Origin of the sequence: Lysinibacillus sp. NPDC093216, assembly GCF_050280325.1 — a bacterium.
Classification (GTDB): Bacteria; Bacillota; Bacilli; order Bacillales_A; family Planococcaceae; genus Lysinibacillus.
Map to the genome: position 1 here is coordinate 1 of NZ_JBNNVB010000020.1, position 13,837 is coordinate 13,837.

A 13,837-nucleotide genomic window follows, 5' to 3' on the forward strand; every position below is an offset into this window, starting at 1 on the left:
ACTTGAAAAAGCTGCCGCCTGCAAAATACAGACAGCAGCTTCAAAAGGTTGCTTAGCTTTTTTTCAAAATGTCCTTTACAAAGGGTACACTTTAACTTTGGCAGGCTTTCCTTCTGATCTCTTCTTATCATAGAATTCTTTCAGCTTTTTGTTTCTTGAACTTCTGATACCGCACAATACGGCAAGATACAAAGCATGGCGTAATCTACTTGAGCCTCGTTTAGTAATACGATTGGTTGTGGCAGTGAACTTTCCTGATGAGTGAACACTGGGATCTATTCCTGCAAAGGCAACCAGTTTTTTAGGATGACTAAACCGATCAATTTCACCAATCTCAGAGATTATCGTGGCAGCGATTTTTTCTCCGATTTCTGGAATCGATTGGACAATCTTGTAATCTTCCAATTCATTTGCCAAGGTCACTATACGAATTTCTAACTCTGAAAGGTGTCCTTGGTACTGAAAAAGCAGCTCAATATACATTTGAAGATTGATTAAGTGACTGTGATAGACCACTTTTTGAAATGGATTTCGAGATGCAGAATCCATTAATTTTTTTGCCTTATCCAACGCCCATAGACTAGATCGTCTTGGACAAAACTCCATCACACACTCCGCTAGCCTACTTTCCCCAGCCGCTATTACATCTTCTGAAGTAGGATATTTCTTTAACATCAATAAAGAAACCTTCGAATAAAGATCACCAAAAACCTTGCGGTATTCTGGAAACACTTGATCTAAAATAGTGTGAAACTATAGCTTAGCTTCTACATACATATTCGTCACAATCTCCTGTTGTCTTGAAAGATTTCTAAGATTTAGCAATTGAATTCCTCCGTTTTTATGAGGTTCAAAATCTTCTTTGTAATAAAGTACACACAACTGATACGCATCAATTGCGTCTGTTTTTACCTTTCGTAAACTAGATCTCTTAGCCTGATAAGAAATAATAGGATTAAGCAAGATATATAAAACCTCGTGCTCCTCCAAGTATTGAATAACGGGGGTATGATAATGACCTGTAGATTCTAAAATGACCATAGGCATTTGCCCAGTCATCACTTCAATCTCATTTAAAAAGCCTATAAAACGGTTTAATTCCTCTCTTGTATGCTTCATCGAAAAGCTCTTTCCAAACAGCTTCGATTTATCTAAAAACGCCTGAACTTGGCTCTCTCCTTTTGCCACATCCAGTCCAACTACTGGATTCATTTGCTTCCTCCTCTGACAACTCATTCACCAGTACCCCTAATCCTCCATGTAGTATCATAGCTTCGCTTGTTATACGAGATCTATGTCCCAACCAGCCTCAAACATGTTTCTACAAGTAGGGGGGGGACAGTTTAGTTGACGGGATCATTGTCCCACGCACCCGTACTTCCTACCCTGGCTACTGATATAATAGATTCTATTAAAAAAAGGTCAACCAGTAAAAACTGGTTAACCTTATAATACGATCGCACCCGTTAGCTGAATAGTATCAACAATTTCATGCACTTTCAGTTGACATACTTATTTAAACAAGGTTCGCTTATGAAATGATATAGACTTGTTCAGTATTTAAGAAATTTTGGAATACAATCGCTTGGAATAATAATATGACTGACGGAAATGTTGGATATCATTGTCGACTAGTGAAATAAACACTAAAAGACTTTTTTAAAATCGCTTACATATAGTTCGTATTTAATAGATTCTTTTTTGTTCGGCTGACAGTGGCACTTACTTCGAGTCATAAAAAATACTCCCTATTAGATAAACAGATTTTTAATCTATCTACCTAATAGGAAGTTTTAGAACAGATTCGTTCAATAGTAAAGAGGATAAGTATTAATAATTAATTAATTCGAAATCATCTAATACAGTTATTCCATCTAAATCATAAACAGGAATTATATTGATATAACTACGACTTTGTGTGTATGTGATTGCTTCTTCTGGTATAGTGAATTTCGGTGCTAAATCACTAGACTTTATATATCCTTTAACCCCGTTAACTCCTATTGCAGAGATTAGATCTGGTGCTTCCCCTTCTGTAAATTCAGAAAAAGAGGATCCATAAGTTTCTCCGTTATTATTTACGGCATACTCTTCTGTCATTAAAGTTAAAATTTCTTGTGAATATTCAATTTCAGAAATATATTTCGATGATGGCATGCTCATGTTTGGAGATTTATACCCAAAAAATGTTCTATATCCATCACCAGTATAAAAATCGCCATAAGTTAAAGCATAGTAGGTATCCTTAGCCGTAGCTGTAGGTGAATATGCATATATACCTGCTACTTTCGTTGTATTATATTTCATCGCACTGGCAGTCCACAATTCCCCTTTTGAAGTATACAGACGAGCTTGAGCACCCATATAACCAGGGTCAACATTTTTGCTCGCTTCGATATAAGCTACTGCTTCAAGTGTAACTTTGTTGGAATTTGATCTACTCCACACCATAGACTTCATGTCATAAGTAAATCCGTTTATTTTAGGTGTCGTGTAAATATCAGATGAAGTATCAGCTGCTGCATTTTTGGGTAATAAAATCATTACTAAAATACAGGCTGTTACAATATTAAACAGCTTTAATCCTAATTTTTTCATTTCACTTTCTTCCTCCATATCATTATAGTTAATTCTCCGATCCCAATTTAAATTCGCCAATTATAGTCTTACCGTCTGATTTATACAGAGGAATTGATTTATAACCAGCAATATCTACAGCTTTTTGGTGTGCTAAAGCTTCTTCTGGTGAAGTAAATCTAGGATTTAAATCTTTTTCTTTGACATACCCAAGTACTCCATTCTCTCCCTTTGTCTCAATTAAATCTGGTGATGTAATTATTTTACCTGAACCATCAGTATGAACCGTTCCATAAGTTTCTCCTTGAGCATTGACAGGATACTTAAGACTATCTCCTTTAACCGAGGAATTTGAATTACTTATTTCTTCGATTTTGGGTTTAGAAAAATGATTTATTAGAAACGGTAAAGACACTACTAATATAGTTACTATAGCGACAGCGACTTTTAAAAATGTTTTTATAGTAATCCTACCTTTCATAATTTGTATTCTATTTCAATATACCATAAAAATACCAATAAAAGTTAAAAATTAACTCTTATTTTTTGTATAAAATATGTTTTTTTTACAATAATAGTGAAACAACAAAGGATTTATACATTCCCATACATTCTAGGTTTACATAACATTAGAAAAAGGCAGTAACGATAAAGGATCAACCCTTGTCGTTATTGCCTTTTCGGTTAAAGCACGAATGATTGTATATACAGGATTATATACATCGTTAGTTTGACAACGTTTTAAGGCTGGTTTACTGGCTGTAGCCTGCATAAAATCCTGTATAAATACAAAGACGGAAACAAATATTTTTAGCATATTTGTTTCCGTCTAATTTTTTAAAAATGGCAATTTTAATCTTCCCAAACTATTTCACCCGTTTTAATTTTAGAAAGTATCCTTTTCCATTCTTCCGGTCTAAATCTTTCTTCGTCCGTTTTTTTCACAGAAATAATTTCATTTGTATTTGATTTATTAGAAACCATTTCTTCTTTCTTATCATTTAAATCACTCTGAGTAACTTCTTGGTTAGTAACTTCTACATTAGGTGTATTTTGGGCAGCCCAAGTAGCTGCTGCTGTTCTAATAACTCCAGTTACAGTAATAACTGTAAATGCAATAATTAAAATTGGTTTTGAGACTTTTTTGGCATTTTATACATTTTCTCACCACAAATTTATAAAATAGCTTACTCTTCTTGTTTATATAAGCCTTACTGAAAATTGTACTATCTTTGTATAAGGAAACAAAATGTAAAAATTACCAAAATGCTACTTCTTATATACAGATATAATCTTCAACTAACCTGCCCCGTTAGCCATCCATGTAGCGCAAAAACCAGCGCTACACCACAGAAAATGAAAGATGATTAAGTTCTTTCATGGGAGTTGAATAAGAATTGGAGGAACTCAATTAAATTTAGTTCCTCCGATACAATGAATACTTACAATTAAATCTACTTCGGCTTACACTCAAAAGAATAATCACTCGTGAGATTATTATGGATTTCTAATATGACTTCTCCACCAATTTCATAGCAACCATTACTCATTAAATTTATTTCTTTAGTATTGAAATAACTATAGGTATGCGTTATAAAAGACACTCCAAATAAAGCGATAACGAAAAGCCATAAAAATCCTTTTAAATCCTTTTTTTAAAGATACTCATTTTCATCCCCTCCTTTATTTCAATTGAACCAATCTATTCCTTTACTTTTTTACGTTTAAAAGGAATATAAGTTCCAATTACTTCAAAAAAAATTCCCCTTATTCAACTAACCTACTCCGTTAGCCATCCATGTAGCGCAAAAACCAGCGCTACACCACAGAAAATGAAAGGTGATTAAGTTCTTTCATGGGAGTTCAATAAAGAATAAAAGAGCCGCATATGCAACTCAATGGTCTACAAGTAAAGCAAAAGAGCGTTAATCTACATTTCGTTAACACACTTTTATCTTCTCTTTTTTATTTAGTTAAATGTGGTTAACTCTTCTGAAATAGAATTTAAAAAATCTTTCTCAAACATAATATAGTATTTACCATCTATCATTTCCGATTTCATTCCATCACTTAAAGATAACGATTTCATAGAATTAATTTCCAATCCCATTCCCTTTTCTAACAAATGATCAATTGATGTATTGGCTTCTATTTTAGTAGTAAGTTCTTTTAATTGTGTTTGTGGGATTTCGTTTTTTGTTTTATTAATAACAGCACTAATGAGGTTTAATAGGTTTTCTTCACCTAATATTTTTCCCTCTGTAGCAGCCACTATTAATGCCGCAACCTCTTCTCCATTCAAACGATTCTTCCCCTTTTTGAATTCAAATGCCTCTCTAGATATAGCTCTTACTCGAATATCTTCTGGCAAGTCGTAATCTATACCATTCACTGAATCAATTAACGTTGAAAGGGTTGAAATATCCATAACAGCATAATAATTTATTGTTAGATTAAATAGCTTAGAAACTGTTGTTCTTACATTTTCAACTCCTCCTGAACCGTGAACATAAGCAAATGTCAATTTATCATATGAAGTAGTTCCATTATTCTTATCCAATATCGGAGCATAAGTATCACGAGGGATAGACAGAACCTTAACCATCTTTTTATCTTTACTATAAGTAATTAAAAGGTTAATAGGTATTCTATTATTCTCATCTTTCACCGTAAATAGAGTGGTAAAAATCTCGTCTTCTTGTAATACTGTTCCGCTTACATCACCTCTATTATATTCTTTATTAACGTTTCCAGGGAAAATCGATGGAATAAACAAAAATATACACAAGCCTATTACTAATAAAGAAACTGTAAGTGGAGCGAATTTTTTTGAAAAAGAAACAAGAGACTTGTTTTGTGTATTATTATTCTTCTCCATTTTATAAATTTGTTCAAATACTTCATTACGGTCTTCTTTTGTAAATCTTAGTTCTTGTTCAGACGTATTATAAAATTTATCTCTTGATCGTTTATCTTCCATTAAGTTCTGCCTCCTTTATCATCGACTCTAATCTTTGTTTTGCTCTTCTCAATCTAGTTTTCACTGTATTAACTGGAATATCCAAAACTTCAGCAATTTCCTCTGTCTTTAATGAATCATAGTAGTATAGATAAACCACTTCCCGATACACTTTTGGAAGAGAAAAGATAGCATCTTTTATTTCTTCATTATTGTATTTATTGATAACTGTTTTTTCTGTTGATGGTAATATTGACTTTGCTGTTTCATTTATAAAACTTTTTACCTGTACCATTTTGTAATTCCAACTTTTCAAATAATCTTTACATTCGTTAATTGTTATACGATATAGCCAAGTTTTTATTTGTGCGTCAAATCGAAACGAATCAAGGTTTTTGTAGCATTTGATAAACGTATTTTGAACCACATCCTTAGCAATCTCTGTATCCTTCACATAAGAAAAAGCCAATCGTACCAACTCATTACCATATTCAATCATCGCTTTTTCTAAAATGAAATCTTTTTCTTCTTTGTCCAATCTACTCCCCTCCCTTTCAACCTACTTCAAATTCTGCTATTAGACGACTATCAAATCATAATAGGTTCAATTTTTAAAAAATATTTATTTTAACAAAAATTCTCTTCTAATCGGCGTGTTCAATATTTATAAATATTCCATAAAAAAGGATCCATACAATTATAGCTGAAATAAAAAACCTGTATCTTAGATTTAATCATAGATACAGGCTTATTGTTTATAATTATTCCTTATTCCATTAAACTACTGCGTTAGCCATCCATGTAGCGCCAAAACCAGCGATACACCACAGAGAATGAAAGATTATTTCGTTCTTTCATGGGAATTACATAATACTTTTTGATTGACGCTCTCAATGTGCTGAAAGAAGTTAAATTGTTTGTAGTAGTGAATGGTGTAATTTCTTTCATCCTAAGCCGGTATTCTCCTAGGAAGTTAATACTAATTGAGAGGATTTTTTTAAGGTTGCATATTCATCCAACTATCAACATGATGAATGGCAAAACCATTATAACTTTTTTTATTGGCATAATGTTGATGGACTTGTGCTAACTGTTTATTCATATAGGCTTCTCCATCATCATAGAAGGTAATATTTTTCCCTTCATCAGAGGCACCTGTTTCCACACTAATAATAATTGATTTTTTTACTTTTTTTGCATAGTTTATTTCATGTTCAACAATATTTATAATGTCTTTAGCAGCATCTCGATAAGCCATTATCGAAACACTTTCCACTTGGTCAATCACCCAATCAGCTAGTAACCCTTGTCCAAATTGGTTTTTGTATGTAATTTCGTCAAACCAAAATGGCATATCCACTTCCAATGGCAAATGTAATCGATCAGTATCCCCTTTCGCTCTAGTAAGAAGCACTTGATAGGATTCAATCGTTTTTACTTGGTTCGAGCTCCAACCACTATTTAAATACGGCTCTACGTCGAGATGAACTCCAGAAAATTGCTCTGTGGCTGCTGCATTTTCATTATATGTACGTAACCAATCAAACAGCTGATCCTGCATTTTATAGCCCTCCTTTGAAACCCAGCTTGCAGAACCATCCAACGCATATACTTTTATACCTTTTGCCATTGCTTTATCAATAAAACTTTTGTAATAGTTACTTGCTATATCACTATTAATTTGTAAATATAATTTATTAATATCTTTGCTTTCTAAAAATGAGAGTACCCCTGATTCATCTTCGACAATCTCTGTCGTATCCCATAACCAAGTAGCCTTATCTTGCATGGCCATTGCGTCTACCTTCCCCATTGTTAATCCTAGCGTACTTACAATTGTTACTATAAAAGCAATGATTGCTTTTAGTGAACGACTTACCATATATTACATCTCCATTCTATTTACCGAGGCTCATAGAACAGAACCTGGCAACCTGACAATCATGCACTACAATAGTGTTTAGACTCATGGCTTTGCGTCCTTCCCTTTCGGTGAAGTTTGCCTTTTACAGTATTTTTCTTACCTTACATAATACGATGTTAGAATGAATATGTCTGTAGGTAAAACGCATAATTTTATTGATAACTTTCAAATATGAGAATATGAAGACAGGTTATTTTTACTATATTAGAAATAAGTAATTGATGGTAGTGAAGAGGTACGTGTAGCGATTGAAGATTATGGAATGCAAAATTAGAGACAGTGATTCCTTTCGATATCTTTAACTGAAAAACAATTTGTATATAATGTAGCCTATCAATAACACTAAAACTAATACGACCGTCTCTTTCCAACCCATACCATTTAAATTTCCGCTAGTTCCCCTATTTATCCCATCGTTTAAAGAACCAGTAGGATTGTTTTTTAATTCACTTTGTTTTAAATGCTCTCTTTTTTCTTCAGGTGTTTCCGTTTTCTTTGAATCCATATGATAAATACCTCCTCAAAAACGAATTATTAAAAGATATATGCATAATTATGCTTTGTCATGCAGCTCATCGGACGTCCCAAGGAAAGTGACCTGTCGGAATGGAAATCAACGACACGTTTTGGTGATAAGCTTAATATTCGACATAGAGTATTCAGTTTCCCTTTTGGAAGCCACTTAAAAAGAAAGACAGAATCACATATTTGTAATTCTGTCTAAAACATCAACATGAAGTGTTGTATTGAATTATTTAATCCTACAAAAACTTATGCCTCTACGTTTTCTTTTTCATTTTCAAGCATTTTGTGTAAATAATTTATTATTTCACGTATACCTTCTAATGAATTCACAAGTATCTTCGGGTCAACGTATGTGATCATACGATTTTCAAGATTAGCCACAGCTGTAAAGTAGCGTGTTTTTGAATAATTGACAAGTCCCATCTGCTTTAATACTGACTCATCAAAATCAAGAATTTCACGAGCTTCTGTTACAAGTAATCCATAATTCACAACATCCGTGTTCAACACTATAATCCGTGCTGTTGCAGCATTAGAAGAACGATTATATAGAATACGCTCAAAATCAAGCACAGGGACTAGCTCGCCACGAATTCTTGTGAAGCCTAGAAGATAATTAGGTAAGTGAGGAATCGGTGTTACTTGCTCTAACTTTTCAATCGAAATCGCTTGTTCCACAGGCACTGCATATTCCTCTGTACCACAAGCAAAAACTACTGCCTTTACACTTTCCATTCGTTCACATCCTCGATTTTTGTGGTTATTTTTTCGCAGACTCTTTGACGATTTCAACAAGTAAATCCGCTAATTTTTCTAATTCTTCGACTGGGATTTTTTCATTTGTTGTATGAATGTCCTCGTACCCAACAGAAAGATTTACTGTAGGGATGCCAAAGCCCGCAATAACATTAGCATCGGAACCTCCGCCTGAAATACCAAGCTTTGGCGTACGATCGATGTTGTGTACAGCCGCCATTGCCACTTGAACAACTTTATCTGATTCTGTTACACGGAATCCAGGATACATTAGCTTCACTTCAACTTCAGCTTTTGCACCCAATGAAGCAGCGACTTGCTCAAACGTCTCCTGCATATGCTTCGTTTGGGCATCTAGCTTCGCTTTGTCGATCGAACGAGCCTCTGCAAGAATTGTTACTTCGTCACACACAATATTTGTTGCCTGACCACCCTCAAAGCGACCAATATTTGCTGTTGTTTCTTCATCTAATCGACCTAGCTTCATTTGTGCAATACATTTGGAAGCAACTGTTATCGCTGAAATTCCTTTTTCTGGAGCAACACCAGCGTGTGCTGTTTTCCCAATTATTTTAACGGAAATTTTCGCTTGGAATGGAGCTGCTGTTACAATTCCTCCTACTTTGCCATCACTGTCTACAGCAAAGCCGTATTTCGCTTTAATTTTAGAAGGATCTAACTCTTTAGCGCCAACAAGCCCACTTTCCTCGCCAGCTGTAATAATAAATTCAATATCACCATGTTCAATATTTTGCTCTTTTAAGCGTTTAGCCATTTCAAATAATGTGGCGATACCAGCTTTGTCATCAGCACCTAAAATTGTTGTACCATCTGAAACGATATAGCCGTCTTCACGAAGAGAAGGTTTAATACCTTTCCCCGGGACAACTGTATCCATATGAGAAGTAAAATAAATTGGGTCGATATCTAATGAACCCTTTAGCGTAGCAAGTATATTACCTGCTCCATGCCCGTTACGAGTATGTGCATCATCTTGTTCTACTGTAAAACCAAGCGTTGTTAATTTGTCGATTAAAATCGGCGCAATCACTTCTTCATGTTTTGTTTCTGAATCGATTTGTACGAGCTCAAAAAACTCTTCTACTAAACGACTTGTCATGTTGTAGGACTCCCTTAGTTTACGTGTTTTTCCACGTCATAGTTATCTTCTATATTTTAGCATACTGCTGCGTTTGGGAAAATAAAACGATTACATTGTTTTTAAATCGATGGTTGCAATTATCCTTTTCAATAAAATTTACAAATTATAGACGGGTAAAACTCCTGATAATTGCTATAATTAATTCTTTTAAAATGGGATCTGTTATGTTTTATCCCAATTATATCCAATTATTTAATGTCGATTAGCCCATTAAATCGACAACAAAATCAATGAATTTTTTTATAATAAACGATTAACTTGAGGTCCAATTAACACTGAGAGGAAATCTATTAAACCGTTACATATCATACGTTCAAACAGTATAAACATACTTTTTCTAGAGTTATTAAACTATTAAACGAAAAGAAAAATAAAACTAATTTTTCTGAAAATTACTATCGTATTACAGAACATTATGGTATATTCTGAAATATATTGTCGAATAAAAATATTCAACGACATATGAAAGATGAATTTTTCTATACAAAATTAATCGTTTAAGGAGGAGATGGTCATAGCATGATATCCAAAGTAGAACGAATTCTTAATTTATATCAACAGCTGAATGAGGTTCAATTTAGCACGCAAGCATCCGCCAATAATGTTAAGATAGCTCGTTATGTCAACAATCATTTACAAGAGGTAATTTTTATGACTTCATCAAAAATTGCTAAAAATGTAGGCGTGAGTCAACCAGCTGTTATTCGTTTTGCTAAGTTATTAAACTACAACTCCTTTTCTGAGTTACTGAAAGACTTGCAAGAATTACCCAATGTATTTAGTGAACAACAAGATAGCCAATTCGATAAAGCAGCTCAAAGTATCATCGACCGCGAATATGAAAGCCTTAAAAACTTAAGTAAATACTATTCAGAATCTAGTACAACTGCCGTAGCACAACAATTGTATACGGCAAGAACGATTCATATTTTCGGCACAAGAACAGCCGTAACGATCGCTAATTATTTCTATTTTTATTTTAGAAAAATTCATGCTGAAGTTTACTTGCATACAAATGTGAATATGGAACTGTATGAACGGCTTTTGACCATTGACAAAGAAAATACAATGGTCATGTTATTTGCCTATCCGCGCTATTCAAAAGATGTAGTTGATTTATTACAATTTATTAAGCATCATGAAATCTCTTATATTACTTTTGCAGATAGCTATGCTTTACGAACATCAAAAATTTGCGATGTGCACCTTGTTGCACCTGTTACGTACACAGACACGTACGATTCACTTTCAGCTGCATTTTGTTTATTAAATATTTTGTTGGACAAAATCACATCAAATAATCTAGAACAATTCAAACATAGAAAAGCAAACAATGAAAACTTATATAAGGAATTAGGATTTTTTATTTCTGAGTAACTTACCCGATTCCGACTAAAAGAAAGGAGAAGTTAACATGTTTAAACTACGTAAAAGTTTAGTATTTATCATTGCAGCGTTAACGCTAGTGCTAGCAGCATGTGGAGGAAATGATTCTGGAGGCGCTACAGAAGATAAAGTATTAAAGAGCATTAAAGAAACTAAAGTATTAAAAGTAGGTACGGATGCAACATTTAAACCCTTCGAATATAAATCAGGTGGCGAATTCAAAGGCTATGATATTGAATTAGTTGAAGCTATCGCTAAAGAATTGGGCGCAGACAAAGTAGAGTTTATTGATACAGAATTTAAAGGTTTAATTCCAGGCTTACAAGCGAAAAAGTTCGATATGATTGCTTCTGCCATGTACATTACAGATGAACGTAAAAAAACAATTGATTTTTCTGATACTTACTTCCCTGGTGGCCTATCAATTATGGTGCAGGAAGACAACAAAGAAATTCAAAGCATTGATAATTTAATCGGTAAAGAGGTTGCTGTACAAATCGGCACTAAATCTACTGAATTTTTAGAAAAAAACTACCCAGACATTCACTTAGTAAAAGTAGAGAAAAATACTGAAATGTTTTTAGAGTTAGAGTCAAACAAAGTAGATGCAGTTGTTACAGGCTTACCCGCAGCTAAAGTTTACATTAAAGAACACGGCAAAATGAAAGTGTTAGAAAATACACTTACAGAAGAGTTCTACGGTTTCGGTATTCGCAAGGACAATACAGCATTCCGTGAGGCTGTAAACGAAGCATTACAAACGTTAAAAGATAACGGTACGTACGACGAACTTACAAAGAAATGGTTTGAATAATTCAAGGAAAGTAGGAGAGACCTATGGGCCAACTAGATTTTTCTTTTTTATTTGAATGGGAGACACTATCTCTTTTACTAAAAGGTCTTCAATATACAATTTTGTATACATTAGCAGGTTTTGTGTTAAGTATTATTATCGGCATTCTGATTGCATTCGGGCAAATGTCTAAAAATTTGGTCATCAAGTTTTTAGCGTCGGCTTACTTATCTTGGTTCCGCGGTACACCTTTGCTTGTGCAATTGTTCTTACTTTACTACGGTTTACCGTTACTGTTCGGCATTGAAACAATAGCTTGGGTTGTAGGGATTATCGGCTTAGGTATGTACAGCGGTTCATACGTTTCGCAAGTCATTCGTGGAGCAATTCAATCGATCGAATTGGGGCAAATGGAAGCTGGTCGTTCATTAGGTTTTTCGCACTTCCAAACGATGCAAAAAATTATTTTACCGCAAGCAGCTGTACGTATGCTTGCACCTATGACGAATGAGTTAATCTCCTTAACTAAAAACTCTTCCCTACTATCCAGCATTACGGTAGTAGAGTTATTCCGTCAATCAAACTTATTAATTGCAGACACATACCGCACAATGGAGATATTAATTGTGGTGGCTGTAATGTACTATCTTGTTAACAACTTAATTGGATATATAGGACTCTTCCTAGAGAAAAAAACAAGTGTAGGAGGAGATTTACGATGATTAAAATTAATAGCTTAATAAAATCCTTTGGCGAAAACCACGTGTTAAAGGGCATTGATTTAGCAGTTGATAAGGGCGAAACCGTCGTAATTTTAGGTCCTTCAGGTTCAGGTAAAAGTACGTTATTACGTTGCATAAACTATTTAGAAACATATGAAGGTGGCTCGATTGTTGTTGATGGAAATGCCATCGGGAAAAAAGAAGTCAATGGCAAGCTCATTGATATTAGCCAAGCCAAGCTAAACACATTGCGTCAAGAAATCGGCATGGTTTTCCAATCCTTCAACCTTTTCCATCATAAAACCGTGTTACAAAATATTACGATGGCTCCGATTTCTCTTAAAGGTATGTCAAAAGAAAATGCCAATAAAATCGCCCTCGATTTACTAAAAAAAGTTGGCTTGCAAGAAAAAGCAAATGTCTATCCTGCGAGTTTATCAGGTGGACAAAAACAACGTGTTGCCATTGCGCGCGCATTAGCAATGTCACCAAAAGTTATTCTATTTGATGAACCGACATCAGCATTAGATCCAGAAACTGTTGATGAGGTTCTTCAAGTTATGAAAAAGTTAGCAAGTGAAGGAATGACAATGGTGGTCGTTACACATGAAATGGGATTTGCTCGTGATGTAGCAGATCGCGTTGTCATTATGGATGGTGGTTATGTCGTAGAAGAAGGCTCACCAGATATTATTTTCACGAACCCAAAAGAAGAACGTACAAAGTCATTCTTAAGCAAGATTTTAAATCAATAATAATGTTAGGTGTTTCCCACATAAAGCGAAGCGCTAGCGAATGTTTTCTGTGCGAAAGCGAAGCGACAGCAAAAGCGGCTCATCGGACGCCCCTGGGAAAACGTCCGGGCCGGAACGGAAATTACCCCCGCTTTACGGAAACGTAAATCACCAAGAGTAAAGATAAAATTTATCTAAGGTAGTTAGCTTTTTGAAGCGAACTACCTTTTCGAAGGAAAACAGGAAATTTGTGTTAAAATATTTTATAGATTATTAACGTCAATTTTTTGGGAGCGGTG

12 protein-coding genes, 1 pseudogene and 1 riboswitch are annotated in these 13,837 nt (G+C 34.3%); of the genes and pseudogenes, 4 read left to right on the forward strand and 9 right to left on the reverse strand.

Features of this window, described 5'->3' with window-relative positions; all coding sequences use genetic code 11:
• Nucleotides 1–87: 87 nt before the first annotated feature.
• The 9 genes and pseudogenes from ACQKOG_RS18990 to ACQKOG_RS19030 all read right to left on the reverse strand — a co-directional run.
• Nucleotides 88–1,212, reverse strand: a pseudogene (locus ACQKOG_RS18990) (IS110 family transposase); the annotation flags it as partial.
• Between the two features lie 618 nt (nt 1,213–1,830).
• Nucleotides 1,831–2,598, reverse strand: coding sequence for a peptidase (locus ACQKOG_RS18995; protein ID WP_402874168.1), 768 nt, complete (start codon nt 2,596–2,598; stop codon nt 1,831–1,833).
• A gap of 28 nt (nt 2,599–2,626) precedes the next feature.
• Complete coding sequence (locus ACQKOG_RS19000) at nt 2,627–3,058, reverse strand: hypothetical protein (RefSeq protein WP_402874166.1); 432 nt, start codon at nt 3,056–3,058, stop codon at nt 2,627–2,629.
• Nucleotides 3,059–4,546: 1,488 nt separating this feature from the next.
• Nucleotides 4,547–5,557, reverse strand: coding sequence for an LCP family protein (locus ACQKOG_RS19005; protein WP_427447934.1), 1,011 nt, complete (start codon nt 5,555–5,557; stop codon nt 4,547–4,549).
• On the reverse strand, nt 5,547–6,074 hold the full coding sequence (locus ACQKOG_RS19010; protein ID WP_402874161.1) for a sigma-70 family RNA polymerase sigma factor: 528 nt from the start codon (nt 6,072–6,074) through the stop codon (nt 5,547–5,549). Before ACQKOG_RS19010 ends, ACQKOG_RS19005 begins: the two co-directional genes overlap by 11 nt.
• A gap of 459 nt (nt 6,075–6,533) precedes the next feature.
• A complete protein-coding gene (locus tag ACQKOG_RS19015) occupies nt 6,534–7,418 on the reverse strand; it encodes an amidase (protein ID WP_402874158.1) in 885 nt (294 codons plus the stop codon).
• Between the two features lie 43 nt (nt 7,419–7,461).
• A riboswitch (cyclic di-GMP riboswitch) is annotated at nt 7,462–7,550 on the reverse strand.
• 208 nt (nt 7,551–7,758) lie between these two features.
• Nucleotides 7,759–7,965: a DUF6366 family protein gene (locus ACQKOG_RS19020; RefSeq protein WP_370081667.1), complete on the reverse strand. Its 207-nt coding sequence runs from the start codon at nt 7,963–7,965 to the stop codon at nt 7,759–7,761.
• A 266-nt stretch (nt 7,966–8,231) separates the two neighbouring features.
• Nucleotides 8,232–8,720 carry a chemotaxis protein CheW gene (locus ACQKOG_RS19025; RefSeq protein WP_053483746.1) on the reverse strand — a complete coding sequence of 163 codons (489 nt, stop codon included), beginning with the start codon at nt 8,718–8,720 and terminating at the stop codon, nt 8,232–8,234.
• Nucleotides 8,721–8,745: 25 nt separating this feature from the next.
• A complete protein-coding gene (locus tag ACQKOG_RS19030; protein WP_370081665.1) occupies nt 8,746–9,861 on the reverse strand; it encodes a M20/M25/M40 family metallo-hydrolase in 1,116 nt (371 codons plus the stop codon).
• A 561-nt stretch (nt 9,862–10,422) separates the two neighbouring features.
• On the opposite strand from ACQKOG_RS19030, the gene ACQKOG_RS19035 reads away from it, so the two are divergent.
• The 4 genes from ACQKOG_RS19035 to ACQKOG_RS19050 are packed head-to-tail and all read left to right on the forward strand — an operon-like array spanning nt 10,423 to nt 13,559.
• Nucleotides 10,423–11,280 (forward strand): MurR/RpiR family transcriptional regulator, encoded by an 858-nt coding sequence (locus tag ACQKOG_RS19035; RefSeq protein ID WP_370081663.1) that lies wholly within the window; start codon nt 10,423–10,425, stop codon nt 11,278–11,280.
• A 37-nt stretch (nt 11,281–11,317) separates the two neighbouring features.
• Nucleotides 11,318–12,103, forward strand: a complete 786-nt coding sequence (locus ACQKOG_RS19040; protein WP_370081661.1) for a transporter substrate-binding domain-containing protein — start codon at nt 11,318–11,320, stop codon at nt 12,101–12,103.
• A gap of 23 nt (nt 12,104–12,126) precedes the next feature.
• On the forward strand, nt 12,127–12,804 hold the full coding sequence (locus ACQKOG_RS19045) for an amino acid ABC transporter permease (protein ID WP_370081659.1): 678 nt from the start codon (nt 12,127–12,129) through the stop codon (nt 12,802–12,804).
• Entirely contained in the window at nt 12,801–13,559 is a 759-nt protein-coding gene (locus ACQKOG_RS19050) for an amino acid ABC transporter ATP-binding protein (protein ID WP_427447938.1), read from the forward strand. Before ACQKOG_RS19045 ends, ACQKOG_RS19050 begins: the two co-directional genes overlap by 4 nt.
• The last annotated feature ends 278 nt before the right edge of the window (nt 13,560–13,837 follow it).

What these genes read in the sequence shown, in the direction of transcription:
- ACQKOG_RS19050 (WP_427447938.1), top strand. Translation starts at nt 12,801, where the DNA reads ATGATTAAAATTAATAGCTTAATAAAATCCTTTGGCGAAAACCACGTG.
- ACQKOG_RS19005 (WP_427447934.1), bottom strand. Translation starts at nt 5,557, where the DNA reads ATGGAAGATAAACGATCAAGAGATAAATTTTATAATACGTCTGAACAA.
- ACQKOG_RS19035 (WP_370081663.1), top strand. Translation starts at nt 10,423, where the DNA reads ATGATATCCAAAGTAGAACGAATTCTTAATTTATATCAACAGCTGAAT.
- ACQKOG_RS19015 (WP_402874158.1), bottom strand. Translation starts at nt 7,418, where the DNA reads ATGGTAAGTCGTTCACTAAAAGCAATCATTGCTTTTATAGTAACAATT.
- ACQKOG_RS19030 (WP_370081665.1), bottom strand. Translation starts at nt 9,861, where the DNA reads ATGACAAGTCGTTTAGTAGAAGAGTTTTTTGAGCTCGTACAAATCGAT.
- ACQKOG_RS19045 (WP_370081659.1), top strand. Translation starts at nt 12,127, where the DNA reads ATGGGCCAACTAGATTTTTCTTTTTTATTTGAATGGGAGACACTATCT.
- ACQKOG_RS19000 (WP_402874166.1), bottom strand. Translation starts at nt 3,058, where the DNA reads ATGAAAGGTAGGATTACTATAAAAACATTTTTAAAAGTCGCTGTCGCT.
- ACQKOG_RS19020 (WP_370081667.1), bottom strand. Translation starts at nt 7,965, where the DNA reads ATGGATTCAAAGAAAACGGAAACACCTGAAGAAAAAAGAGAGCATTTA.
- ACQKOG_RS18995 (WP_402874168.1), bottom strand. Translation starts at nt 2,598, where the DNA reads ATGAAAAAATTAGGATTAAAGCTGTTTAATATTGTAACAGCCTGTATT.
- ACQKOG_RS19025 (WP_053483746.1), bottom strand. Translation starts at nt 8,720, where the DNA reads ATGGAAAGTGTAAAGGCAGTAGTTTTTGCTTGTGGTACAGAGGAATAT.
- ACQKOG_RS19040 (WP_370081661.1), top strand. Translation starts at nt 11,318, where the DNA reads ATGTTTAAACTACGTAAAAGTTTAGTATTTATCATTGCAGCGTTAACG.